The organism is Finegoldia magna ATCC 53516, assembly GCF_000159695.1.
GTDB lineage: Bacteria > Bacillota > Clostridia > Tissierellales > Peptoniphilaceae > Finegoldia > Finegoldia magna_F.
On record NZ_CM000955.1, the window covers coordinates 484150 to 510095 of the forward strand.

At 31.8% G+C, this 25946-nt stretch carries 27 protein-coding genes; 11 read left to right on the forward strand and 16 right to left on the reverse strand.

Annotation, left to right across the window (positions count from 1 at the left end):
* Nucleotide 1: 1 nt before the first annotated feature.
* From HMPREF0391_RS02205 to HMPREF0391_RS02230, 6 genes are all read right to left on the reverse strand, one after another.
* Nucleotides 2–1471, reverse strand: coding sequence for an ATP-binding cassette domain-containing protein (locus HMPREF0391_RS02205; protein WP_002835206.1), 1470 nt, complete (start codon nucleotides 1469–1471; stop codon nucleotides 2–4).
* Between the two features lie 288 nt (nucleotides 1472–1759).
* The gene (locus HMPREF0391_RS02210; RefSeq protein WP_230454531.1) at nucleotides 1760–2530 is read right to left on the reverse strand and encodes an ABC transporter permease; all 771 of its coding nucleotides are present in this window, start codon (nucleotides 2528–2530) and stop codon (nucleotides 1760–1762) included.
* 1 nt (nucleotide 2531) lies between these two features.
* Nucleotides 2532–3302, reverse strand: a complete 771-nt coding sequence (locus HMPREF0391_RS02215) for an ABC transporter permease (RefSeq protein ID WP_002835209.1) — start codon at nucleotides 3300–3302, stop codon at nucleotides 2532–2534.
* Complete coding sequence (locus HMPREF0391_RS02220) at nucleotides 3299–4216, reverse strand: ABC transporter ATP-binding protein (protein ID WP_035109139.1); 918 nt, start codon at nucleotides 4214–4216, stop codon at nucleotides 3299–3301. The genes HMPREF0391_RS02215 and HMPREF0391_RS02220 overlap by 4 nt, the downstream gene beginning before the upstream one ends.
* 149 nt (nucleotides 4217–4365) lie before the next feature.
* Nucleotides 4366–5178, reverse strand: coding sequence for a hypothetical protein (locus tag HMPREF0391_RS02225; RefSeq protein ID WP_002835212.1), 813 nt, complete (start codon nucleotides 5176–5178; stop codon nucleotides 4366–4368).
* Between the two features lie 19 nt (nucleotides 5179–5197).
* The gene (locus tag HMPREF0391_RS02230; protein ID WP_230454532.1) at nucleotides 5198–6817 is read right to left on the reverse strand and encodes an ATP-binding cassette domain-containing protein; all 1620 of its coding nucleotides are present in this window, start codon (nucleotides 6815–6817) and stop codon (nucleotides 5198–5200) included.
* Nucleotides 6818–6948: 131 nt separating this feature from the next.
* On the opposite strand from HMPREF0391_RS02230, the gene scfA reads away from it, so the two are divergent.
* From scfA to HMPREF0391_RS02255, 7 genes are all read left to right on the forward strand, one after another.
* Nucleotides 6949–7098 (forward strand): six-cysteine ranthipeptide SCIFF, encoded by a 150-nt coding sequence (scfA, locus tag HMPREF0391_RS09300; RefSeq protein ID WP_002835215.1) that lies wholly within the window; start codon nucleotides 6949–6951, stop codon nucleotides 7096–7098.
* 148 nt (nucleotides 7099–7246) lie between these two features.
* Nucleotides 7247–8605 carry a thioether cross-link-forming SCIFF peptide maturase gene (gene scfB, locus HMPREF0391_RS02235; RefSeq protein ID WP_002835216.1) on the forward strand — a complete coding sequence of 453 codons (1359 nt, stop codon included), beginning with the start codon at nucleotides 7247–7249 and terminating at the stop codon, nucleotides 8603–8605.
* On the forward strand, nucleotides 8598–9842 hold the full coding sequence (locus HMPREF0391_RS02240; RefSeq protein WP_002835217.1) for an aminotransferase class V-fold PLP-dependent enzyme: 1245 nt from the start codon (nucleotides 8598–8600) through the stop codon (nucleotides 9840–9842). The genes scfB and HMPREF0391_RS02240 overlap by 8 nt, the downstream gene beginning before the upstream one ends.
* Nucleotides 9843–9902: 60 nt before the next feature.
* Entirely contained in the window at nucleotides 9903–10259 is a 357-nt protein-coding gene (locus HMPREF0391_RS02245; RefSeq protein ID WP_002835218.1) for a GntR family transcriptional regulator, read from the forward strand.
* Nucleotides 10256–10783, forward strand: coding sequence for an ABC transporter ATP-binding protein (locus HMPREF0391_RS02250; RefSeq protein ID WP_002835219.1), 528 nt, complete (start codon nucleotides 10256–10258; stop codon nucleotides 10781–10783). Before HMPREF0391_RS02245 ends, HMPREF0391_RS02250 begins: the two co-directional genes overlap by 4 nt.
* Nucleotides 10783–10950, forward strand: coding sequence for a hypothetical protein (locus HMPREF0391_RS09545; protein WP_002835220.1), 168 nt, complete (start codon nucleotides 10783–10785; stop codon nucleotides 10948–10950). Before HMPREF0391_RS02250 ends, HMPREF0391_RS09545 begins: the two co-directional genes overlap by 1 nt.
* Complete coding sequence (locus HMPREF0391_RS02255) at nucleotides 10943–11779, forward strand: hypothetical protein (protein ID WP_002835221.1); 837 nt, start codon at nucleotides 10943–10945, stop codon at nucleotides 11777–11779. Before HMPREF0391_RS09545 ends, HMPREF0391_RS02255 begins: the two co-directional genes overlap by 8 nt.
* A gap of 30 nt (nucleotides 11780–11809) precedes the next feature.
* Here HMPREF0391_RS02255 and HMPREF0391_RS02260 read toward each other — a convergent pair whose 3' ends face one another.
* From HMPREF0391_RS02260 to pfkB, 5 genes are all read right to left on the reverse strand, one after another.
* A complete protein-coding gene (locus tag HMPREF0391_RS02260) occupies nucleotides 11810–12361 on the reverse strand; it encodes a chromate transporter (protein WP_002835222.1) in 552 nt (183 codons plus the stop codon).
* On the reverse strand, nucleotides 12348–12911 hold the full coding sequence (locus tag HMPREF0391_RS02265) for a chromate transporter (RefSeq protein WP_002835223.1): 564 nt from the start codon (nucleotides 12909–12911) through the stop codon (nucleotides 12348–12350). The genes HMPREF0391_RS02260 and HMPREF0391_RS02265 overlap by 14 nt, the downstream gene beginning before the upstream one ends.
* 93 nt (nucleotides 12912–13004) lie before the next feature.
* Nucleotides 13005–13871, reverse strand: coding sequence for a class II fructose-1,6-bisphosphate aldolase (fba, locus tag HMPREF0391_RS02270; protein ID WP_002835224.1), 867 nt, complete (start codon nucleotides 13869–13871; stop codon nucleotides 13005–13007).
* 52 nt (nucleotides 13872–13923) lie between these two features.
* Nucleotides 13924–15795, reverse strand: a complete 1872-nt coding sequence (locus tag HMPREF0391_RS02275; RefSeq protein ID WP_002835225.1) for a PTS fructose transporter subunit IIABC — start codon at nucleotides 15793–15795, stop codon at nucleotides 13924–13926.
* Complete coding sequence (gene pfkB / locus HMPREF0391_RS02280; RefSeq protein WP_002835226.1) at nucleotides 15785–16708, reverse strand: 1-phosphofructokinase; 924 nt, start codon at nucleotides 16706–16708, stop codon at nucleotides 15785–15787. The genes HMPREF0391_RS02275 and pfkB overlap by 11 nt, the downstream gene beginning before the upstream one ends.
* A 70-nt stretch (nucleotides 16709–16778) precedes the next feature.
* On the opposite strand from pfkB, the gene HMPREF0391_RS02285 reads away from it, so the two are divergent.
* Nucleotides 16779–17417 carry a Maf family protein gene (locus HMPREF0391_RS02285; RefSeq protein ID WP_002835227.1) on the forward strand — a complete coding sequence of 213 codons (639 nt, stop codon included), beginning with the start codon at nucleotides 16779–16781 and terminating at the stop codon, nucleotides 17415–17417.
* 11 nt (nucleotides 17418–17428) lie between these two features.
* Entirely contained in the window at nucleotides 17429–17866 is a 438-nt protein-coding gene (locus HMPREF0391_RS02290; protein ID WP_002835228.1) for a DUF523 domain-containing protein, read from the forward strand.
* Nucleotides 17867–18081: 215 nt separating this feature from the next.
* Here HMPREF0391_RS02290 and HMPREF0391_RS02295 read toward each other — a convergent pair whose 3' ends face one another.
* The 5 genes from HMPREF0391_RS02295 to HMPREF0391_RS02315 form a co-directional block, all read right to left on the reverse strand.
* Nucleotides 18082–19107 (reverse strand): YeiH family protein, encoded by a 1026-nt coding sequence (locus tag HMPREF0391_RS02295; RefSeq protein ID WP_002835229.1) that lies wholly within the window; start codon nucleotides 19105–19107, stop codon nucleotides 18082–18084.
* A 105-nt stretch (nucleotides 19108–19212) separates the two neighbouring features.
* Entirely contained in the window at nucleotides 19213–20754 is a 1542-nt protein-coding gene (locus HMPREF0391_RS02300; protein ID WP_035109145.1) for an ABC transporter ATP-binding protein/permease, read from the reverse strand.
* A gap of 46 nt (nucleotides 20755–20800) precedes the next feature.
* Complete coding sequence (lipA, locus tag HMPREF0391_RS02305) at nucleotides 20801–21664, reverse strand: lipoyl synthase (RefSeq protein ID WP_035109146.1); 864 nt, start codon at nucleotides 21662–21664, stop codon at nucleotides 20801–20803.
* Nucleotides 21657–22619 (reverse strand): lipoate--protein ligase, encoded by a 963-nt coding sequence (locus tag HMPREF0391_RS02310; RefSeq protein WP_002835233.1) that lies wholly within the window; start codon nucleotides 22617–22619, stop codon nucleotides 21657–21659. Before HMPREF0391_RS02310 ends, lipA begins: the two co-directional genes overlap by 8 nt.
* Nucleotides 22620–22628: 9 nt before the next feature.
* A complete protein-coding gene (locus HMPREF0391_RS02315) occupies nucleotides 22629–23048 on the reverse strand; it encodes a PPC domain-containing DNA-binding protein (protein WP_002835234.1) in 420 nt (139 codons plus the stop codon).
* Between the two features lie 145 nt (nucleotides 23049–23193).
* On the opposite strand from HMPREF0391_RS02315, the gene HMPREF0391_RS02320 reads away from it, so the two are divergent.
* Together HMPREF0391_RS02320 and HMPREF0391_RS02325 are read left to right on the forward strand one after the other, a co-directional pair.
* Complete coding sequence (locus tag HMPREF0391_RS02320; RefSeq protein WP_002835235.1) at nucleotides 23194–23664, forward strand: acyl-CoA thioesterase; 471 nt, start codon at nucleotides 23194–23196, stop codon at nucleotides 23662–23664.
* Nucleotides 23661–25907 (forward strand): ATP-dependent DNA helicase, encoded by a 2247-nt coding sequence (locus tag HMPREF0391_RS02325; protein ID WP_002835236.1) that lies wholly within the window; start codon nucleotides 23661–23663, stop codon nucleotides 25905–25907. The genes HMPREF0391_RS02320 and HMPREF0391_RS02325 overlap by 4 nt, the downstream gene beginning before the upstream one ends.
* The last annotated feature ends 39 nt before the right edge of the window (nucleotides 25908–25946 follow it).

A 25946-nucleotide genomic window follows, 5' to 3' on the forward strand; every position in this document is an offset into this window, starting at 1 on the left:
CTCATGCAGATTTTTTTAAAAAATACATTTTCTTATTTTTTATCATATTAATAATTTCGCTATCATGCGTAATCAAAATCACTATTTTCCTTTTAAAATACAACTCATTTATCATATTCGCTATTTTGATTTTATTTTCTTCATCCAAAAAATTAGTAGGTTCATCTATTATATAAACACTCTTATCCGTATTTAATGCTAACTCTATTTGTGCTTTTTTCTTTTGTCCAGAAGAAAAATTTATTTTATCAGATAACAATCCAAAATTAGATATATTATAATCAGATGATATGTACACCATATCATAGTAGCTCTCTTTTAATATTCTTCCATTTATTAATATATCTCCATTGTATCTATCAGTATAATTCAAAATAGATTCTATCACAGTTGTTTTTCCTACACCATTATCTCCAGAAATTATATTTATATTTTTATTATCAAATTTCATAGAAATTTTTTCATTTAATACTTTCCCTTTATTACTCAAACATTCAAAATTCACCAATTCTATTTCTTTTATAATATCATAATTGTATCTTGTTTTTTTTACTTCCATAAAATTCATAAAACTATTTATTGCTGGCTTTGCTGTTAAATATTGATTTCTTATGTCAAACAAATATTCTACTGGTGTCCAAAATCTAGACACATAAAGTTGTGTAGCATAAAAAGTACCTATTGTAATCATATTTCTATACACATAATATCCAGAAATCAAATACATAGAAATTATTACACCATTTAAAACAAAATAAATCATCATATTATTTACAAGAGATTCTAATTTATATTTTTTATTTAATGTATTTTTATAATTTTCTAATAAAATTTTTATATCAAACATCTGTCTTTTTTTTAAAAGTCTTTCTGACTTTGTAATAGAATATTTATCTAGCAGATATCCCTTAATATCTCTATTATTCGTTAAATCCTTTTCCGAATAATCTGAAATCAAATAACCTAATTTATATGATATATATGCACCTACTGGGACTACAATTATCATAACTAATGCTAAGCTAATAGACAATTTTAACATTATTAAAAATATTGCTATCATAGTAATAATAGAAAATACAATACTAACAGGTATATCTACAATAAAGCCTTTTATTAATGTAAGATTATTTGTTATTTCTTGATTAATCCTATCTCTATTAATTGAATGTTCTTTTACTCTATATGTATCCAAATTTTCATTTACCTCTTTGAAAATATTAGATATTGCTGATGTTTCTACTTTTTTACTGAAAATATCAAATATATAAGATACAACCTGAGTTAATACAAATAAGAAAACATCTATCAGTCCAAAAATCAACATATTATTAAAATTTTTATTCATTGCATTATCTATAAACTTTTTTGCAACAAGTGGAGATACTAAAAACAAAATTTTTAATAGACCATTTATCAAACAATAAATGGCAAGGCTTTTATTTGAAACATATCTTTTTAATTTCAACATTATTTATCATCTCCAATGCGTTTTTATTTAATAAAGTATAACTCTTGTACTCATTATAAAAAAGAGGAAACATTTTGAACTGATTCCCAAAAATTAGATATAAAAACAATTTCAAGAATATTCGCTCATTTTGATACGTACCTTCTTTTTATATTTTAATATTTAAGCTCTTTTTGGACATTTATCTTTTCTGCCACTGCTATCTTCTCTTAATACTGTAAACATAAATAATCTCACCGTCATTAATATTTACAGTATCATATAGATTATTTAATGTCAAAGACAGATTTAACCACCTTGTGATTCGTAATGTTTTATTCCTCTTCTCCACATAAAATAAATTATTACGGAAAAAATCACGATGTAAATTACTTGTTCCAAAATCAAAGCTTTCATATTGTTTGAGTTAATTATGTTTGCAGGGATATAATAAATTCCGGCAAGTGGATTGTGTTGTATAATTTCAAATTTGCCGGAGAAAAATGCCAATGGAACTACTTCTCCTGAAAATATTGCCAGAATATACCAGAAAATATCTCTGAGACTAAGTACAGATTTTAACCAAAATGTTAGTAATCCTAAAATGCATAGCACTTGGAACATCAAACAAAATCCTAGAAACAAGGATATTATAAAATAACCAAGTGATGCAAATGAAAACTTGTCAAAATACAACTGAACTGCTATCCAAAAAGCTATGCCCAAAGGCATTGATATTACAACTCTTCCTAGAGATATGCAAAATCTAGTAAGAGGATAATAAATTGGCTTAGTTATCAGAGTATCAATATTTCCCGAATTTATATCTTGAAATATGTAATAAGTTTCAGCCATTGTATTTGATATTGAATTTTTCACTACCAAAATCGTCATGAAATACGCAATTACATCGTCAAAATTCATTCCTGCTATATCAGCTTGTTCTTTCATTATGAATTTCCACAAAAAATAATAAACAATTATTGTAATTGGTATATAAAATATGGAGGAAACAAAAGAAATAAAGTATTCTTTTGAATTTAGGTATTCTATTTTCAAAGACGCTAAGTATTTTTTCATTCTAACCTCCATTTGAAGAATATCTTCTAAGCCCACGATTGTACACAATGTATAAAACCATCAAACTCACTGCTAAAAAAATTAATATTAGAGGAAAATATCTAGTAGGTTTTCCGCTTAAAGCTAGTGTTGGAACAAATGCTATCAATGAAACAGGAACTACATAAGTCAGAAATTTTCTCAAAAAATTCGGAAAAATTGTAGTGGGATAATTTTTTGAAAAATTAAAATTGAAAATCAAATCCCTTAATGTCGATATTTTTTCAAATCTTAAACTCAGCATCGTTATTGTCGCATAAATCGTTTGATAATACACGTTCCCTATTACTAAAAGAATTATCATCTTTAATACAGCTACAAAAGAAATCGCGATATCAAATTTCACTACTACCAAAATTATTCCAACAATTCCAAGCACTAGTTGTTCAATGAATGCAACAAGAGGAATATTTTCTATCATTATCATAAACAAAGTATTTTGAGGGCGATACAAATACCTATCCAAACTTCCGTCACGCACTAACCACTCAAAATCTCTGAGTCCGAAAAACATTTCTTCGATGGCTGACGATAACATCCCGACCATTGCCAACAAATATATGAAAGATTTGTCGTATCCAAAAGAATCTACATTGTCAAATAACACAACCCAAAACAAAATTGTCGACAATAATTGGAAAAGGCTGTGAAAAAATATCATGATTATTTCATTTGGATAAGCAAACATCTTTTTCAGAGCGATTCTTAGAGAACAAGCAAATAATTTCATCATTCAACCCTCAATTTAGTTTTCAAAACATCTTCCAAGCTCAATTCTTCGATGGTGAATTCGGACTTAGAAAAGTTTGAAATATCTACACTATTTAACTGATCGGTTGTCAATAAAACTGTCGCCTTCTCATTTTCGATGTCTGGATTAAAATCCTTCAAATACTCAACGTATTTAGAAGATACGGTTAGTTTTCTGTACTTATCTCTATCCAAAAATTTATTGCACCTTCCATCGTAAATCACTTCTCCATGATTTAGCACTATAATTCTAGGGCAAAATTTATCTATATTTTCTATCTCATGTGTGGTCAATATGATCGTAGAATTGTATTTTTGGTTTATCATATTCAAAAACTCAAATATATTTTCTTGAACCACAACATCAAGACCAATAGTAGGCTCATCCAAAAATATTGTTCGCGGCAAATGAATAAGGCTCACCGCCAATTCACACTTCATCCTCTGACCGAAAGACAATTTTCTTACAGGAGTATGTAAAAGTTGCGAAAGTCCAAGAACTTTATCAAATTCTTGTAATCTTTCCTCAAAATCCTCATCTGAAATTTCATAAACTTCTTTGAAATACTTGAAAGATTCTATCACATCAATATCGTAAAACATACACGAACGTTGTCCCATTGATACTCCAATCTCATTCAAGAATTCCTTTTTCCTATCAGACGGAGTGAATCCATTCACTTTTATGAAACCATCCGTTGGATACAAAATTCCCGTCATCATTTTAATCGTAGTAGTCTTTCCAGCTCCATTAAGCCCTATGAGTCCGACTCTTTCTCCATCTTCAATTTTAAAAGAAATCTTCTTCACTGCATTCACGATAGTTCTTTCTTTGTTTAATAAACTTTTTCTCTTAATTATTTCATAATCTTTTTTCAAGTTGTTTATCTCTATCATATTCCGCTCCATAATTATACTCTCAAATATAATTATAGAGCATATCCTAAAAAAAACAATTTCCTATAACAAATATGCAATAAAAAAACGCGAAATTAATCGCGCAATTTTAATCAATTTTCAATTTGTAACAAACTATACAATATATTCTATATCGCTCCAAGTGTTATTAGAAATACTTCGATATAAAGCAATGCGATATATGATTTTTGAAATTTTATCCTTGAAGCAAATCCCACAATACAAAATATCGACCACATTTTTAAAACATTAACTGTAACCGCAGGATCACTTGCTTGTAGCACAACCTTTATGCTAAGAAATATACTTACCAATAATATTGAGAATTTAAGTACATCTCCAAGTCGAAATAGCGAATCTTTTAATTTGGTGCGGTTATTAAATATTAGCTTCCCGTCTATTACTACTGCTTTTCCTGAAAAATAATCGTGCAAATCTCCAATAAAATAAATCAAAAAATTAATAATTAGAGAAATACAAACTCCCACATTCAGACTGTTTAACACTAAGTTTGTGTTTTGTGGCCATAATATATTCAAAGCCACACTAATCACAGAAATAATCAATAATATACTGATAAATGCTACAGATTTTTTAATGGAAACTGCTTGGAGAGCATTTTGCTTTTTTAAAATGGATTCTAACTCCGTATCCTCCTCAGAATTATTTGCAAATACAACATACACATTATTTTCATAAATGATCTGAGAATTAGTTTTCATGATTTGTATTTTTTCATCTATATTTTTATCCAAGCGCTTACGTAAGACACAATAAGATTGTGGGGCTTTGTTTTCATCATAGCGAAACTTCAGTATATCCAAAAAACTTCCCACTGCACCACAAAAACTATAGCCTTTTATTGATTGTTCTTCCAAATATTTAGTCAATGCTGGTGTTTCATAAAATTGATAGTTGTTATAAGTGTTTTTAGTTCCCATATCATTACCCTCTTTTAGTTTACATTGTAACTGGTACTAATTTCCCGTCTTCTAATTTTAAAACACAGTCGCTCATTTCAATAGCTTTACTTGTCAAATGATGTGTGATTGCTATTACTGTCAAATCTTTTTTCGAAAGTATGCATTCTTCAACAATATCTACACTGTGTTTATCCAATGAGGATGTCGATTCGTCTAATAAAATACAGTCGAAGTCTTCATTTAGTAGTCTTGCAATGGCTATTCGTTGTTTCTCTCCACCTGAGATAGACTTGTCTTCGCTGGAGATTACAGTGTCAATTCCTTTTGGTTTGGAATTAATCATAGTATTTAATCCCAATTGTTCAATGATTGTTTTATCTACAGGTCTGTTGTCATACAAGGATATGTTGTCTTTGATGCTTGCTGTGAATATTCCAGTGTCTTGTGTTGCAAATCCGATTTTCGAATAATATGTGCTATCTGTAATATTCAAAATATTTTTATTGTTAATCTGAACTACTCCTTCGGTTGCTATTTCTTGTTTTTGCAAAATCTTGAATATAGTTGATTTACCCGTTCCACTTTCTCCAATAATAATGTATTTTTTGCCTTTTTCAAATGTAAAATCCAAATTTTTCAAAACGTATTTGTCACTTGTTGGATATTTGAACGAAATATTGTTTAATTTCAAATTATTAAATTCGAATTCATCTTCTACTTCAACAGGTTTTTCTTCAGAGATGAAATTTATAACTTTGTTTTGGACTGGCTTTGCTGATTTGAAACTTGTCATTATATCTGTGAAATTTAACAACGGTCCTGTCACATAAGCCATAAGTTGACTTGATTCTATTACTTGACCAATGGTTATTCTGTCTTTAAATACTAGCCAAATTCCGACCAACATACAACCCAAATACATTGCCAACGAACTAGCAAATGATAAAACGTAAATAGTTTTGCTCAAAGTTTCCTTAGTATTTGATGCGTTACGATATTCAATGGATTTATCTTGATTAATTTTTTTAAAAATTATTTCTCTTTTGAAAAACTTAATCAAATTAAAATTATTCACGAATTCTTGCAAACTAGACGTGTATTCATTTCTTATATTCATAAGTTCTTCTTGTCTTTTTTCGATTAATTTTTCGAAAATAAATGGAACTGCTAATTGCACCACAGAAAATATTATTATTGTGATTGCCATTATTATGTCGATTTTGACAAGCAACACTAAGGATATTACGAAATTGAGAATTTCATGATATGAAGACACCATATTCTTGAAATAATCCATCTTCAAATCTTCCAAATCATTCAAAAACATTGATATATAATATCCACTATTTTGTTTGGATATTTTGATTAGAGATTCGTCTGTTAAACTGTTGAACAAATCATTTCTAACATTATATATACAATTATTCGTAAGTTCTACTGTGCTTTTTCGATATAATAAATCGGAAATACTTGCAAAAATTATGTACAACACAGAAATTAGAATTAGTCTGGGCAAAAGTTGTTCTTCTCCATTAGTTCCTGCATCTGTTATAATTCTTAAAAGCCACGCCAAGCCAATATCAAACCCAACGGCAATTGGCGCTGTAAGAAGTGTTAAGTAGAATAATTTTTTATTTTGCGTAATGTACTTGAACATTTTCATCATTCCTTTAAATTAAATATATCACTTGTTTTATGTTTATGCAATCCTTTTTTTTATTATTCAACATGATTTTATTTCGCACATTTTTTCTAAATTTATGATATAATTATTTTGAGGTGAATATTATGGAAAAACATATTAAAACTTTAACACCTAACACTTTGAAAGAATCAGCTTGCAAAGGTGGTTGTGGTGAATGCCAAACTTCTTGCCAATCAGCTTGCAAAACTTCTTGCACAGTTGCTAACCAAGAATGTGAAAACGAAAATAGATAATCTTGTTTACATAATGATTGAAGACTTTTAAGTTAAAATCAGATATGCGATTATTAAATCAATGCCACTCTTTTGAGTGGTTTTCGTTTTTTATTGACTTAATTCGGAATTTTCTATAAAATAGTACGGTAGCTGAAAGGAGAATTATATGATACATAAATACAAAATGAATGGCCACAACATTGTTTTAGATGTAAACGGTGGAAGTGTCCATGTTTTTGACGACATAAGTTACGATGTACTTGATTATTACAAAGATTTAAGTGCAGATGAAATAGTAGAAAAATTAGATCAATATCCTGAAGAATCTGTCAGAGATTCTATAAAGGAAATTGCAGAATTGGAAAAAGCGAATATGCTTTTTTCATCGGATGATTATCTTCACATTGAAGATTTCAAAAAAAGAGAACCTGTGTTAAAGGCAATGTGCCTTCACGTTGTTCACGATTGTAACTTGAAGTGCGAATATTGTTTTGCTTCACAAGGTGATTTTGGTGGACACAAAGCCTATATGACTGAAGAAGTCGGCAAGAAAGCTTTGAAATATTTGGTTGACAATAGCGGTTCAAGAAAATTCTTGGAAGTGGATTTCTTTGGTGGAGAACCTTTAATGGATTTCGAGCTAGTGAAGAAATTAGTAAAATACGGCAATGAAATAGCCGATGAAAAAGGTAAGAAATTCAGATTCACAATAACTACTAACGGCGTTTTGTTGGACGATGACAAGATTGATTTTATCAACAAAAATATGCACAACGTAGTTCTTAGTCTTGATGGTAGAAAATCTGTCAACGATAATATGAGAAAAACTTTGAACGACAAGGGTTCTTATGATTTAATCGTTCCTAAATTTCAAAAACTTATTAAAGGAAGAAAAGGAAAATATTATTACGTAAGAGGAACTTTTACTAAAAAGAATTTGGATTTCTCAGAAGATGTAAAACACTTCAAGGATTTGGGATTTGAATTGTCAAGTATCGAACCTGTTGTAGACAGCGATTATGACGATTACGCTATTACTAAGGAAGATTTGGACACTGTTTTGAATGAATACGAAAAATTGGCAGTGGATTATGCAAAGGATCAAGTTAATGGTTCTAACTTTAAGTTCTTCCATTTTATGGTTGATTTGACTCAAGGTCCATGTGTAATAAAAAGAATGCAAGGTTGTGGAGCTGGATGCGAATACATTGCAGTAACTCCAGAAGGAGATATTTATCCTTGTCATCAATTTGTCGGCAACGAAAAATTCAAAATGGGAAATATTTTAGATGAAAATCTAACTTTACCAGAAGATTTGCGTGAAGAATTCTTGAATTGTCACGTATTTACAAAAGAAGATTGCAAAAATTGTTGGTGCAAATTCTACTGTTCTGGTGGTTGCCATGCAAATGCGTACAATTTTAATCACGATATTTACAAGCCATACGAATTGGGTTGCGCAATGCAAAAGAAACGTACTGAATGTGCAATTATGGTAGAAGTGGAGAAAATGTTGAATGCGTAATTTGTATGATAATCTGATAAATAGAAAAGAAAAAGTAAGCTTTCACATGCCTGGCCATAAGGGCAAGACGTTGGAAGGTATGAACGATTTTCTTGAAAATATTTTGAAGATTGATGTGACAGAATTATCTGATACAGATGATTTGTACCATGCAAATACTATTATAGCTGAGGGCAGGAATAATCTTGCCCTTTTTTCGCATGCAAAATCATCGATGTATCTTGTCAATGGTTCAACATCTGGAATTGTCGCAAGTATAATGAGCGTATTAGATGAGAACGAAAAAATTTTGGTAGAGAAAAATTGCCACAAATCTGTCATCAACGGTGTACGACTTGCTCGTGGAAAATCTGTGGAAATAGACTGTGATGGAGTGTGTGAACAAGAAGTATTGATAGAAAATTTGAAGAAAGATTCATCCATCAAAGCAGTTCTCATCACACGCCCCAATTATTATGGGATTTATCAGCCAATCGAAAAACTTGTAGCATATTGTCACGAAAATAATATCAAAATTATTGTTGATGAAGCACACGGAGCACATTTCGCACTGGACTGTTTCGACAAAAATGCAATGCAACTAGGTTGTGATATTTCTATTAATTCGTATCACAAAACGATGCCAGCATTCACGCAAACTGCTGCAATTAATTTCAATTGTGAAGATGAATTGATAGATAAAACTATAAGTAATCTACAAATGATTATGACATCTTCCCCATCGTATATTTTCATGACATCTGTGGAATATGCAATAGATTATTGCGCTAAAAATGAAAGCAAATACGCTGAATTAAAAGAAATAATAGATTGGTTTTATAGTGAGATTGAAGGCTTGGATTATATTAGAAAAGCTCCGATTCAAAAAAATTGCAAGAGAGATTTTACAAGAATTGTCCTTCAATGTGACAACCCAAGCGATGTCAATGAGCATTTGATAAAAAACGGAATTTATCTAGAAATGATTGACGACAAAAACTTGGTTTTGATTTCAACGATTGCCGATGAGAAAAAAGATTTTGAAATTTTGCTGGAAGCTCTTCGTTCATATAAAAAATCAGATTCTACGAAAATTTACAAAACGTACGATTATTTACTGAACAAAAAAATCGCCAATGATATCGTGATTTATCCACCAGGAAAAATTTTTGCTAAGAAAAATTCCACAATTAATCAAGAACAAATCGATGAGCTGAACGATTTATCATCAAAGGGCGTAAATATTTTATTAAAATAGCTTGACTTTTTTATTGTAACGGTGTATTATTGTTATAGAACAGATTAGAAAGGAGATAATATGCAATTTGATGATAATAAACCTATCTACATTCAAATCGTAGATTATTTTAAATACAAAATAATTAGGCAAGATTTAAAGTCTTCTGATAAAATTCCTTCTGTCAGAGAAACTGCGAAAGAATTGAATGTAAATCCTAACACAGTTCAACGTGCTTATGCAGAGTTGGAAAGCTGTGGAATTACTATGAGTAAACGAGGACTTGGTTCATTTGTCGATGTAGACGAGGATAAATTAAAAGCTTTGAAAAATGATATGGCACAACAATTGGTAGACGATTTCTTAAACGAAATGTATCAAATGAATATGCCAAAAGAAAAATTAATGGAACTTATAGATGAAAGGTGGAAAAAATGAGCGTACTCGAAATAAAAAATTTGTCGAAAAAATACGGCAACAAACAAGCACTTAAAGATGTATCATTTACAGCCGAAAAAGGAGAAGTCATCGGACTTCTAGGTCCAAATGGTTCTGGCAAGACAACTTTAATCAAAATTTTAGCTGGAATCATAAAAAAATACGAGGGAGAAGTGAAGATTGATTCGCAAGATGTAAATTACAAGACAAAAGAGTTCGTAAGTTATTTGCCGGACAGATTTTTCCTTGACCCTAACCTAACAATCGCCCAAACACAAGCATTGTTCGAAGATTTTTATTCCGATTTTGATTCAGAAAAATTCACTAGCTTTATCGAACAAATGAGTTTGGACAAGAAAATGAAGGTCAGCAATCTATCAAAAGGTATGACTGAAAAGTTGAACTTGGCACTTGTATTGTCGCGTCACGCTAAGCTTTTCATAATTGACGAACCAATCGCAGGAGTTGACCCTGTAGCACGTGAACAAATTTTGGATATAACATCGACCCTGATTCTACTCTAGTGATTACTACTCACTTGGTTAGAGATATTGAAAGAATTTTCGACAGAGTTATCATGCTCAACAAAGGTTCTGTGGAATTAAATGATAGCGTAGAAAATTTGAGATCAACTTACAACAAAGGCATTGAAGATGTGTACAAACAAATTTTTGGAGGTCACTATGCTTAAACTTTTAAAACACGATTTGAAAAACAACTTGAAATTATGCTTGATATCATTATTTGTAGGATTATTAGGAAACAGCTTGTTATATGCGTTATTTAAAAATTCAATAATCGTAAATTCTCAAACGATGGGATTTGTCGAAATGCTTTTCTTGATTTTATGTATTCTTGCAGTATTCGGAAGTTTCTTGGCATTAGCTGTACAAATAGTCATGGTATTCAGACGCGATTATTATTCCGACAGAGGATATTTGATGTTCACTCTTCCTGTTAAAAGCAACGACATTTTAATGAGTAAACTTCTATTCGCTCTTATATGGACAGTAATATTTGCAATAGCATTTTCTTTAATAAACTTCTTGGGAATGTATTTTGTCGGTGAATCGAAATTCTTAGAAATGATTAAATTGGCAATGAACAATCCTTACTACCAAGTAACACCATTTACAATTATATCAATGGTAATATATTTCTTGTGCAGTTCATTTATTGGATACATTGTAATGTATTTCTCAATAGTTGCTACAAAATCATTGTTCCCATCAAATAAAACTGGTTATTCATGGATTATAATTATGATTGTGATTAACGTGGTTATATCTTTAATTGACCAAGAAATATTCCTAAGAGTTCCTTATCTAATTTCTTATATTGGAGAAGGAATTGTAAATGCGAAAGATGTTGTCCTTGCAGATCCTAGTGATACAATTACGATGAACACATTCACAAAAATAATGGGAATACCAATTTCAAGCAGTATTATTTGGATATTGACAGGACTTGGCTTATACCAAGCATCAATAAAAATGATGGACAACTCAATAGATATTTAAACGACAAAAAGCCTCATATTGAGGCTTTTTTTAAATTACAAATTGATATATTAGTCCAAGCGTTGCGCACACGCCGATTATTTTAATGATAGAAACTTTTTTATAATACATTACAAATCCCACGACAAATGAAACAACTGCAATAATGTTGATATTTGTCAAATTGAATTTGCCATTAAATACTGCTGATTCGAACAAATCAATAAAGGCAATGAATATAAGTGCTGCGACTGCAGGTTTGATTCCTTTTAATATATAATCCAAAAACTTTAATTCTTTTCCCGAGAAAATCAACTTGGATAATGGGAGTAGAATTAATAGCGCAGGAAACACCAACCCAGTTGTAGCGACAACAGCGCCCAACACAGAATATATTTTCATTCCTACAAATGTCGCAGAATTTATAGCTATTGGTCCTGGTGTCATTTGCGAAATCGTAAGTACGTCTGTAAGTTCTCTAAGACTGATCCATTGATTTTCATTTACAACAAAATTCGTGATAAGTGGAAGTGTCGCATATCCTCCACCAAAAGCGAATAACCCTACTTTGAAAAACACCCAGAATAATTTAATCAAAATCATATTTGCCACCTATAATCTTTGAATACATCACTCCGATACAAGCACACGCAAGTAAAATTATCGCAACATTTATGTTGAACACAAACCCCATTACAAATGCTAAAATCATTATTCCAATTCCAAGCGCTCTGTCTTTTTTCAAATTTGATTTCGCCAAATCCACAACAGTTAAAAGTAATATTGCACTTATCGCACCACTCATACTAATGAGCATCATATTGATAAATGGATTGTCGTGAATTTTGTTGTAAATCAAACTTACAATCGAAATAATAACCAAACAAGGAAGAGTCGCAGCTAACACGCTTACGATTGCTCCTTTTGTTTTGTTAATCCTGTATCCCAATAAAATTGACGTGTTAATAGCCATCGCTCCTGGACAACTTTGTGCCAAGGCGATTATTTTCATCATTTCGTCGTCGTCAATTATTTTTTTGTTTTTAACAAACTCATCTCTAATAATAGGAACTATTGTATATCCTCCACCAAACGTCACGGCATTAATTTTCAGAAGAGTTTTAAATAAGTCAATGTTTTTCAAATTTATCACCTAGATAATATTATCCTATACAATAAAAAAATTTTCAAATCAAAAAACCGAATCTAAATTAATAGACTCGGTTTGATTTTTGATTTTTTCGAATTAGTTTGCTTTGTCGATTGATCCAAAAATTTCCATTTTTTCTTTAACTTTTGCTTTGATTGCTTCGTAACCTGGTTTCAAAACTTTTCTTGGATCGAATCCTTTCTTTTCTTTGTCTTTGTTTTCTTCGAAGTATTTTCTAGTTTCTTCTGTAAATACGATTTGGCATTCAGTGTTTACATTGATTTTGGATACTCCAAGGCTGATTGCTTCTTTAATCATATCAGTTGGAATTCCTGTTCCACCATGAAGAACTAGAGGCATTTCTCCGATTTCTCCTTTGATTTCTCCAAGAGCATTGAAGTCTAATCCCTTCCAGTTTTCTGGATAAACTCCATGGATATTACCAATTCCTGCTGCCAAGAAATCTATTCCCAATTCAGAAATTCTCTTACATTCATTTTTGTCGGCGATTTCACCTTGACCGATTACTCCATCTTCTTCTCCACCGATAGCTCCAACTTCTGCTTCAACGCTTATTCCTTTTGAATGAGCAAGTTCAACTATTTCTTTTGTTTTTTCTATATTTTCATCGATTGGATATTTAGAACCATCAAACATTACTGAAGTAAATCCTGCTTCGATACATTTTTTTGCACCTTCGAATGATCCGTGATCTAAGTGGATTGCTACAGGAACTGTTATGTTTAATTCTTCAATCATTCCTTTAACCATTCCTACAACTGTTTTATATCCGCCCATATATTTTCCAGCGCCTTCGCTAACTCCCAAAATAACTGGTGAGTTGTTTTCTTGTGCTGTTTCCAAAATAGCTTTAGTCCATTCTAGGTTGTTGATATTGAAATGACCTACTGCGTATTTTCCTTTTAATGCATCTTTTAACATTTTGTCTGCTGCTACTAACATAATTTCCTCCTTGAAAATTTGAAAATTTGTAAATTACAATATTATTATAACATTATTCTGCTTTTTGTTTCCACAATCCATAAATGATTGCTGAAACCAAAGAGCCAACCGCTACAGATAATACGAAGAACAACGCTTTATCTACAGATTCCATAGCTGGTAAAATGAAAATTCCTCCGTGTGGTGCAGGTGATTTTACTCCAAATGCTTGTGTAAGTCCACCGGCGATTGCACTACCAATTACAGATGACACAATCACTCTCAATGGGTCTTTTGCCGCGAAAGGAATCGCTCCTTCTGTGATAAATGATGCGCCCAAAATATAATTAGTTACGGCTGATTTCTTTTCTTTTTCGTCAAATTTATTTTTGAATAGACTTGATGCGATGGCTATTGCAAGAGGTGCAACCATACCACCAGCCATTGTTGCTGCCATGAATGCTCCGTTACCTGTGTCTGTGAAAACTCCGATTGAGAAAGTATAACTTGCTTTGTTAACAGGACCACCCATATCCACACTCATCATCGCTCCAAGCAATGCTCCAAGTAAAATTGAGTTTGTAGTTCCCATATTTGCCAAAAATCCGTTGATTGCTTTGTTAATTGTCGTAAACACTGGAGATATTACGAAAATCATACCCAAAGATGTTAATAGCAATCCAAATACTGGGAAGATCAACATTGGTTTTGTTCCTTCAAGTGATTTTGGAAGATTTTTAGTGATTTTCTTCAAGAATAAAATTACATAACCTGCTAAGAAACCACCTAACAATCCTCCCAAAAATCCTGCGCCTTGACCTGCAATGAAACCTGCAACCATACCAGGCATCAACGCTGGTCTATCGCCAATACTCATCGCAATGTATCCTGCCAAAATTGGAATTAAAAATCCAAACGCAGCTTTTCCGCCTACGGAGAATAAATTGTAAATTGGTGAAGTATCTGAGAAAAATCTTTCAACCAAGAAAGACAACGCCAATAAAATTCCACCACCAACTACAAATGGCAACATATGACTTACGCCATTCATAATATCTTGGTATAATTTTGATTTCCAATTTGTCGTTTCTTCTTCAACTTCTTTTGATTCTGACTCATCTGCGTGATAAATCTTCGCTTTGCCCTCTACTATTTTTTCAATCAAATCTTTTGGATTTCTAATAGCATCGGAAACTGGACATTCAATTACATTTTTCCCATTAAAACGTGCAGTTTCCACTTTTCTATCCGCAGCTATTATAATTCCCGTAGCTTTTTCTATGTCGTCAGAGTTTAATTTGTTCTTAACACCATCAGAGCCATTTGTTTCGACCTTGATGTCAACGCCCATTTTAGCCGCTTGTTCCTTCAAGGCTTCTTCTGCCATATAAGTGTGTGCAATTCCCGTTGGACACGCAGTTACAGCTAATACGAATGGTTTTTCTGTATAAATCGAACTAGTTTCTACTGGTGCGACTTTTGGTTCAGATTCTTCTACGTAATCATCAATTGTCTTGTAAACATCTTCTGGAGTTTCGCTAGATTTTAATCTATCTATAAATCCTTCTTTTAATAAAAGCTTGGACAACTTCGCCAAAGTTTCAATGTGCATTTGGTTTTGTCCTTCAGTTGCAGCAATCATGAAAAATATATAAGTATCTTCTCCATCCAACGCTTCATAATCTACACCATTTGTACTTCTCGCAAACACAATCGCAGGTTTATTCACTGCAGATGTTTTTGCGTGAGGCATAGCAACCCCTTCTCCAAGACCTGTCGAAGATTCCAACTCTCTTTTCATAATTTCAGATCTAAATTTTAGTACGTCGTTAATAATATTGTTTTCGTACAATTTTTCGATCATTTCATCTATAACATCTTTTTTAGTTGTAGATTGAAGATTCATAATCATTAGATCTTTTGAAAGCAAATCTTTAATTTCCATTATTTTCCCCCATATTTATTATTTTTAATTTGCCAAAAATTTCATTTATTTGATTCTTTTCTCCCATATCATATGAGAAAACAGTCGCAGTCGCACTTGCTACAGCCATTTTGAACATATCCTCTTCACTCATTTCGTTCAAATAAGCGTAGATAAATCCAGCAACCATGCTATCTCCTGCGCCGACGCTGTTGATAACTTCGCCCTTTACGATAGGAATGTAAAAAGAATTATTTGCACTCACAAAAATCGCGCCATCACTTCCCAAAGAACATATCACATACTCTGCTTTTGGAATCATAGTCGATTTTATATACGAAATGATTTCTTCTTTTGAATTGAATTTCTCTCCGTAAATTTCTTCTAATTCTGCTTGGTTAGGCTTTAGCAACAAAGGATGATAATCCAAGCTTTTCAATAAAACATCCCCTGTAGTATCCAAAGTAAATCTAGTATTTGGCGATAATTTTTTTATCATCTCAATGTAGATATCCTTGTCCATATTCGCTGCAACAGATCCAGAAAAAGATACGATTCCGCCATCAATTCCAGAAAGTTTTTCATAGAAATCTTCCAATTCATCTTGTGAGATGTCAGGCCCTGGTGCATTAACTTCTGTTTCAGAATCCATTTTTAGTTTTACATTAATTCTGTTGTTTCCTTTTATTTTTGTAAAATCGTGAAGAATTCCAAGCTCATCTAATAATTTTTCGATGTAGTCCCCTGTGAATCCTCCCAAAAAACCAATATTTTTGGATTTCACATCCAAATTATGTAGCAATTTGCTAACCATAATTCCTTTTCCACCGGCGTAAAGCTCCGTTACTTTCGCCCTATTTGTTTCTCCATTTTGAAAATCATCCAATCGCATTATGTAATCAATCGATGGATTTAATGTCACTGTATATATCATATAATCACCATACTATATATACCCATTTGACACATTATTAAAAAGATAAGACAATATATTTGGTGATAAAATGAAATACGTAAAAAATGTTACAAAAATCGGAAAATTAGGCAAATTTAATAACGTAATTTTGGTTAGCAAATCTCCAAGAAGAAATGAATTATTGAAAAATATCTGTGATTTTGAAAGCATTTCGACAGATATTGATGAGAGAAAAATCGAAGAATTGGCCTATGAAAAATACAAAGACAGAGATTTACTCGAAAAGCTCGCTCTTGTTTGCTGTGAAATATCCAAATCAAAGATTCTTCCATTAGAATTAAAAGAAAACACGCTCTACATTTCTTCTGATACAATCGTAATTAACGACGGGAAAATTTTGAACAAGCCAAAAGACTATGATGAAGCATTGGACATGTTAACATCATATCTTGGAAAAGTTCACAAAGTTGTGACATCTGTTTGTTTGAAATCAAAAAACTATGAAGAAATATTCTACACTTTTAGTAACGTAAAATTCTCAGAAAAAACAGACAAAAATATCCAATTACTAAAAGATTACATCGACGAAGGCACAGTTTACGACAAAGCTGGTGCGTACGGAATTCAGGATTTGAATCCAGTTCTTATAGAATACATCGAAGGTGATTTGAACACTATAATTGGCCTTCCAGTTAGTGAAATTAATAAAAGAATTAGCGATAAATAAAGGAGACAAATATGCAAAATGTTTTAATTAGCGCTTGTTTATTGGGAGTTGATTGCAAATACAATGGTTCCAATAACAAATTAGACGATGAAATTATTCATTCACTCAAAGACAAATACAATTTGATTCCAGTGTGTCCAGAAATTATGGGAGGATTACCAACGCCAAGAAATCCTGTTGAGATTAAGGATGGAAAAGTTTTTGATTATGATGGAGAAGAATTCACAGAAGAATTTGAAAAAGGAAGCGACGAAGTGGTGAAATTAGCAAAATTATACAACCCTACAATCGCCATTTTAAAAGAAAATTCTCCATCTTGTGGATCCAATTATATTTACGATGGAACTTTCAATAACAAAAAAATTAAAGGAATGGGAATTGCTGCACGAAAACTTTCAGAAGAATATGTGAGATTATTCAACGAAGAAAATATAAAAATATTACTGTAAAATATAAAAATATTACTATTTGTTTGATTTTTTTAATTTGATAATCATTTTTAGTTGACAATTAGAAATAACGTAGTATAATGATAATAGATATCAATTTATATCAAACAAACCCCTTGTAAGATAAAATTGTACTTAAGAAATCGCGGCTCCCCCTAAAGCCGTGATTTTTTTTCATGAAAAAAGCTATGCAAAGTTTTTGCATAGCTTTTGTTTTATATTAGTCCAAGTGCGAATTGCATTGCAATTGAAACTATAGTTATCCCAATCCAGCAACAAAATCCAAGTAAGATTGGTTTGCCGCCTGTTTTTATTAATTTTACAATATCTGTTTTAAATCCAATTGCAGCCATTGCCATTACTATGAAAAACTTCGACAATTCTTTTAATGGATTGAAAACTTTCGCATCTACTCCCATTTTCAAAGCAACTGTAGTTATAATACTTGCAAGAACGAAATACAAAATAAACATAGGAAATATTTTTTTAAGTTCAACTTTTTCTGATTGTTCTTGTTTTTTAGTTCTCAAATACGACAACACCAAAGTGATTGGAATAATCGCCAATGTTCTAGTCAATTTTACAGTAACAGCTTTGTCCAATGTTTGTGTTCCCAAATTATATAATCCATCCCAAGTTGCAGCGGCTGCCGTTACCGATGATGTATCATTTACCGCAGTTCCTGCAAAAATTCCGAATGCTTCTCCCGAATGAGTTGAAAATCCAATAACACTTCCCAATAACGGAAATATCAACGCAGCGATTACATTGAAGAAAAATATTACAGAAATTGCTTGTGCAACATCTTCATCATCAGCTTCTATTACTGGAGCAGTCGCTGCAATTGCAGATCCACCGCAAATCGATGATCCAACTCCTACTAATATTGCAATGTTTTTTGCAATATTCATTTTCTTTGCAAGTACATAAGAAATTATTAAAGATGTGGAAATAGTTAGTACGATTATTGGCAATGATTGTTTTCCAGTCTCCATAACAACTGCCAAATTCATACCAAATCCAAGTAAAATTACTGCATATTGCAATATTTTTTTCGATGCAAATTTCATTCCGACTTCAAATTGTGATTTGTCTTTAATAATATATCCCATTACAATTCCAACCAAAATCGCTAGAACTGCACCACCAATTACAGGGAATTTCTTCCCTAATAAGTGGCAAGGAATTGCTATTAAAAGACACAGTATTAATCCTTTATAATGTTTCTTTAACCAATTCATAATTCCTCCAAAAATTTAATTACCTATATATTTTAACTCAAAAAATATTAATGTAAAGTTTCACAAAAAAACACCACGATAAATAATTTACCGTGATGTTCGTATTTATTCTTGAACTAACAAATAGTCGCTGTCGATATTTTTCACATATAACACTTCGTCAAATTTTTCTTTGATAAATGGATGAATGTTCTTTGCGCAGTAGATTGATCCATTGAATCTCAAAATAAAATCTTCCAACAAAATATTGCCAGTATTTTCGTCCAAATTCTCAAACAAATTAACTACCATGTTGAATTCAGAATCTTGATTGATTATTCTCTTGTATCTGATCAAATTCTTGTCTCTATCACTGTATTCAGAATATCTTTGTTTTGAAGTCAATTCTTCATCAAATATTTTTAACAATGGAGGAATTTTCTTATCTGGAAAAGAATTGAACAATGTGACATTGTTTCTGAAATCAGTGTCGAAAATATAACTTTCATCGTAAGTTACAAGCATATTAGAAGACAAATCAAACTCTTCTATAGGCTCATTGTTTACCAAAATCATTCCGCTTTGTGGAGACAACGTCTGAATAAATGATTTTGCTAGTAAGTTTACAACTTCGTCATTATCGCAAATAATTAAGTATTTTTTGTCAGTGTAAAATGTGTAGTTGATTTTAACTTTAACATTTGAAGAATATAATTTTACATCTCTGAACTCAATGTCTTTTATATGGTCTACAATTTTATCTGGTTTTTCTTGATTTCCGAAAATTTCTTCCATTTCAAAAACTTTTTGTTCAGATTGCACAATCATCGAACGTTCTTTTACGATTTTTTTAATCATATGGTGAAGCAACATGATTGAACTGATAAGAATTATAACTTCACCAGTTTTGATGTTTGGTTGTTTAATAATGTAAATCAAACTGATTATAAAATACACTCCGATAAATAATAATTTTAGGTTGTATTTTGTTAGTTCTTCCTTGTCAAGTTCGATAACTTTTTCTGATATGTCTTCAATTAATTTACTGTGAACAACTTCAAGTGCTTTGTTAGCCTTTGAGTTGATTACTTTCTTGGAGTTAAGCATATCATCAAGAAAATACACGTATCTTTTTCTCAAATTCGATGTATTTGTTTTCTTTTCTAAAATTGATTTGTCGATTCTCACATTAATTAAACTGAAAATCAACACTCCCACAGTTATAATTGACACTGGAATGAATGACACGCAATATCCTGCTGTTATAAAGACTACAGCCAATAAAATTGCGTCAGATATCAACTCCAATGTCGGAATAACGTAATATTCCTTTAAGTAAAGTGATGTCGATGTTATGTCGTTCGAAAAAGTTTTTTCTTTTTGTTGTATTTCGTAAAAGTTTTGTGAGATTACGTTGTGAAACAAATCTTGTTTAAATCCTTCTACAAACAAAAGTCCCATGTTGTAAATCGTTCTGTCCTTGAGATAATTTATTCCTGCGAACAAAATCAACGACGCACTAATTACAATCAGTGTGAATGTCTTGTTTTGAACTTCAAATAATCTTTTAGTAAATACAATCGCTACCGCTAAAAAACACGACAACAAAATTGTCAGTAAAATTTGCATCAGCAAATTGATTTTCTCTCTAAAAATGTACTTATTCATATATTCCCTCATATAATACAAAATAGAGCTTGCGCCCTATTTTGCATTACTCATTTTCTTTTTGTTCTAATGATTTAAATACATTGCCTGCATTGTAAGAACTTCTTACAAATGGGCCGCTTTCTACGTGTTTGATTCCGATTGATTCTCCGTATTTTTTGTATTCTTCGAATTCTTCCGGAGTAACATATCTGTCCAACTCTGCATGTTCTAATGTTGGCATCAAATATTGTCCAATTGTAACTATATCGACTTTTAATTCGTTCAACTTATCTAACATTTGATGAACTTCTTCGTTTGTTTCGCCAAGTCCAACCATAAATCCAGACTTAGTTACAAGTCCTTTTTCTTTTGCGTATCTTAAAACTTCGAACGAATTGTCCAAGTTACCTTGTGGTCTCATTTCTTTGAAGATAGAACGAACTGTTTCAACATTGTGATTTAATACATCTGGTCTTTCATCAAAAACAATATCCAACAATTCATGCTTTGCGTGCATATCAGGAATTAAAACTTCAACCAATGTTCCTTCGTTGTATTTTCTAATTTCCTTGATAACATTTTTGAATTGAGTTGCACCTTCATCTTTCAAATCATCTCTGTCAACCGAAGTAATAACTGCGTATTTCAAACCTAGTTTTTGCACAACTTTTGCAACATTTTCAGGTTCTTTTTCATCAACAGCTCTTCCTCTTCCAGTAGTTACGTTGCAATATCTACAGTTTCTAGTACAAATATCTCCTAAAATCATAAATGTAGCTGTACGTGATTCGTAGCATTTCATTCTGTTAGGACAATTTGCTTCCTTACAAACTGTGTTCAATTCAAATCCATCTACTAAACTTTCTACTTCGTGAAGGTTTTGGCTACCTTCTATCTTTACTCTCATCCATTTTGGTTTTCTAATCAAATATATCACCTAAAAACACTTTCTCATCCATTCCCACAATGTATTCACCGATATTTACATCGTTCAAAACATTGTGGAAACCATCTATTGTCATAGCCTTTCCAACAAACATATCGCAAAATTCTGAAATATCTTTGTTTGAAAAGAAATCCCCTTCTATTTTGAAACTATCGATCAAATTATCCTTGATGTTGTAGCTGTATTCCACAACTCCAAACTTGTGCTTTCTTTGATAATTTGCAGTAGTTTCTCCTTTTGAATAAATAAAATCTTCATTTTTAAATAAATCAATGTATTTATTCACTTCTTCTTTTTCAGAATCGTTAAGCACGTATTCTTCTAAGTTATTATCTTCAATGATTCCGTTTTTAATTTTATTGAAAAACTCATCGTATTCCATATCAATCATATCATTAATAGTTGTGATTCTGGATTCTACCGATTTGATGGCTTTTCCTTCGAATTTTATTTTTTGCGGAGTAAGTGAATTCATCATCTTTTCGACACCAATATCGAAAAGAATTGTACCATGATGAACAACCATGCTGTTTTTCATATATTGTGCGTTACCACTTATTTTCTTACCATCAATCAAAATATCATTTCTACCGCTGAATTCTGGATTAAGTCCCATTTTTTTCATTTGATTGATAATCATATTGGCAAAATGTTTGAAGTCATTTGCGTAGTTTTGACTTTCAATGAAAGTGTATTGCATGTTTTTTTCATCAGTATATATGCAGCCACCGCCAGACAATCTACGAACTAGATTAATTCCATTTTCTTCTGCGTATTTTAAGTTAATTTCTCTGTAAATGTTCTGATTTTTGCCTAGTAAGATTGAATCCTTATTTCTCCACAAAATGAACACAGGAATGTTGTGCTTTGCGAAAAAATATTCCACCGCAAAATTATAATACGGATCTACGCTGTCATTATTAAAATAATATTTCATTTATCTCCTTTAAATATCGTATAAATTTAAACCTGTTTCAGAATCTTTGAATCTATCAACTTTTTCGTCTATTTTATTAATTATGATTTCACAAGTTGCCGATATGATAGCCTCGTTCAAATGTCCTCCGTGAACATTCAAATTCTCATCTGCAAATGTAATGTGCATGTGCAAATAAGGTTTGTCATTCATAGTAGAGATATTTCCAAGGATGCTCGTGATTTCCATCTCACCTGTGAAATTTTTCTTAGTGTATTCTTGTTTTTCAACACTGTATAATCCCACAGTTATATTATCGCTAGCACCAATACCAGAAATAGAACCATTTTTTAGTTGAAGTTTTTCAACTAATTCGAATAATTTTTCTACAACGTCTTCGCCCTTTTCAATTCGGACTAAAACATTATCATAATATTCTCTATATTTCAAATCATTAACCTCCTGTAAAGTTCATACAATCTAATTATACATTTAATTTCTTTTTGTTTCAATTTATAAATCGCACGTTTGATTTCATTTTCCCGAAAATAAAATTTTATACTATAATAGAAGTAGCAATTAAAAGGTGGATAATATGAAAACAAAACAAGATACAAAAACAATTGTAAAATTCAGAGCAAACGGTGATATGGGAAATTTTTATGGGCTTCTTCACGGAGGAGAATTGTTCAAAATGATGGACACAATCGCAGGTGTATGTACGAGAAGATTTTGTTCCAATAAAACATTGACCAAGGCCGTAAATAATCTTACATTCAACGCTCCAACAAAGCTAGGAGAAATCATAAAAATCACAGCGATTATAGATTACGTCGGAAAAACTAGCATGGAATGTTTCGTTCGTGCAAAAGTTGAGGGCACAGATATCATAAAAGCTTCGGGATATTTCACAATGGTGAGTGTAAATGAAGAAGGCGAATCTGAAATTGTAAATGAAAAAATCGAATACGTAACAGACGAGGATAAAATGTATCGCGATTTGGCGATTGAAAGAAGGAAAATTTACAAGGAAGTAAATTTGCTTCAACAAAATTATAAACTATGAAAAAAGAAATCAAACTTTCTGTCAGAGATTTGGTTGAATACACTGAACGAAGTGGCGACATAGACGATAGGTTCAGAAATGTGTTCGACAGAGCAAAAGAAGGACAGAAAATCCACAAAATGATTCAAAAAGAATACGATATTGGATTTTTGCCGGAAGTTACTCTCAAAAACACTACCCTCTACAAATCGGTAAATTACATCGTAGAAGGAAGAGCTGACGGAATAGGAATAAAAAATGGGAAAACTTTAATAGATGAAATAAAATCAACTACGCGTGACTTGGAAGAATTGGAATACAATTCGAACAAATATCACTGGGCGCAAGTAAAATGCTACGGGTATTTTTACGCTTTGGACAACGATTTGGAAGATATTGATTTGCAACTTACTTATTATCAAACTGATACCAAAAAAATCAAATTTATCAGGCAAAACTTTACTTTTGAAGAATTGAAGGAATTTTATTTTTCGTTGTTAGAAAAATATTCCGTGTTCACAGAATTAATCACACAACACATAAAAAATCGCGACGAATCCATTCAGAACTTGTCATTTCCATATCCTGCGTTTAGAGCTGGGCAGAAGTATCTTAGCCAAAACGTATACTCTGCAACCAAGCAGGGCGTGGATTTGATGGTGGAAGCTGCAACTGGTATCGGCAAAACTATTTCTACGCTTTTTCCTTCGATAAAAGCTATGGGAGAAGATTTGACGGACAAGATTTTTTATTTGACTGCAAAATCCACTCTCAAAAAAGCCTGCAACGACCAATTATATTTGATGAAACAAAAAGGTTTGATAATAAAATCAGTCGAAATAATCGCAAAAAACAAAGTCTGCATCAATAATGAAGTGAAATGCAATCCAAATGATTGCGAATTTGCGAAAGGTCACTACGACAGGGTGAACAAATGCATTCTTGATATGCTTGAGAACGAAGATATTATAGTGGAAGAAATCATCAAAAAATACGCATTCAAATACAGAGTGTGTCCGTTGGAGTTGGAGCTGGATTTGTCCAATTTCTGTGACATTGTGATTTGCGATTACAATTACGTTTTTGATCCGGTAGTTTATCTGAAAAGATTTTTCGAAGTTCCTTATCTGAGAATGTCGCTATTGGTCGATGAAGCGCATAATTTGGTGAGTCGTGGGCGTGATATGTATTCGTATTCATTGAGTTTCAATCAACTTATGGACTGTTGTGATGAGCTTGTAGATGATAAAAAAGAACTCAAAATCAAACGCAATTTGAAGAAAATCGCTCAGCAAATAAAAGACGAAGCTTTGGGAAAACCAGTCAACACTTACGAGGATTTGTCGGTTGATTTGATTGATTATTGCGTCCGATGCAAAGAATCTATGACGAAATTCTTGGTAGAAGATAAGGACAAGCCGTACTACGACAAGGTATTGGATGTGTATTTTGAAATCAATAAATTTTTGAAGATTTCTGATTACTACGACGATTCTTTCGTCACTCTGATAAAATCAGAAAACGATGATGTCATTTACAACATCATGTGCTTGAACACGCACAATATTTTCAAAAATATTTTGAAAAAGTGTAAATCAAATGTGTTTTTCTCAGCGACTTTGTCTCCTATGACCTACTTTGCAGATGTATTGGGCTTGGAAAAATTCTACAACATAAGATTAGAATCTCCTTTCCCAAAAGAGAATTTGAAAGTAAATCATATCAACATTTCCACAAGATTCAAAGACCGCGAAGATACGAAATATAAAATTGCAGAAATCCTTCGAAAAATCAACGAAAAGCCTGGAAACAAGCTCATATTCTTCCCTTCTTATTCGTACTTGGAATCTGTGTATGAGATTTGTGGTTTCGATATTTTAACACAAGAAAGAACGCTTACCGATATGGAAAGGTTGGAATTTTTATCCCAATTTACAACAAGTTCAAACATAATGGCGTTTTGTGTTTTAGGTGGAGTTTTCAGTGAGGGCGTTGATTTGAGCGGCGACAGATTGAATACTGTAGGAATAATTTCTGTAGGTCTTCCTGGAATTAGCGTAGAAAATGATTTGATCAAAAAATATTTCGACGAAAATGGAAAAAACGGATTCGATTACGCTTATGTGTATCCAGGAATGAACAAGGTACACCAAGCTGGTGGAAGATTGATTAGAACAGACACAGATACGGGAGAATTATTTTTGATTGACGATAGGTTTGATTCATATCCTTACAAATCACTTCTTCCGAATAGCTGGAAATAATTTTTTTGAGAAAAAAACAATTCGATATGGTAAAATTAA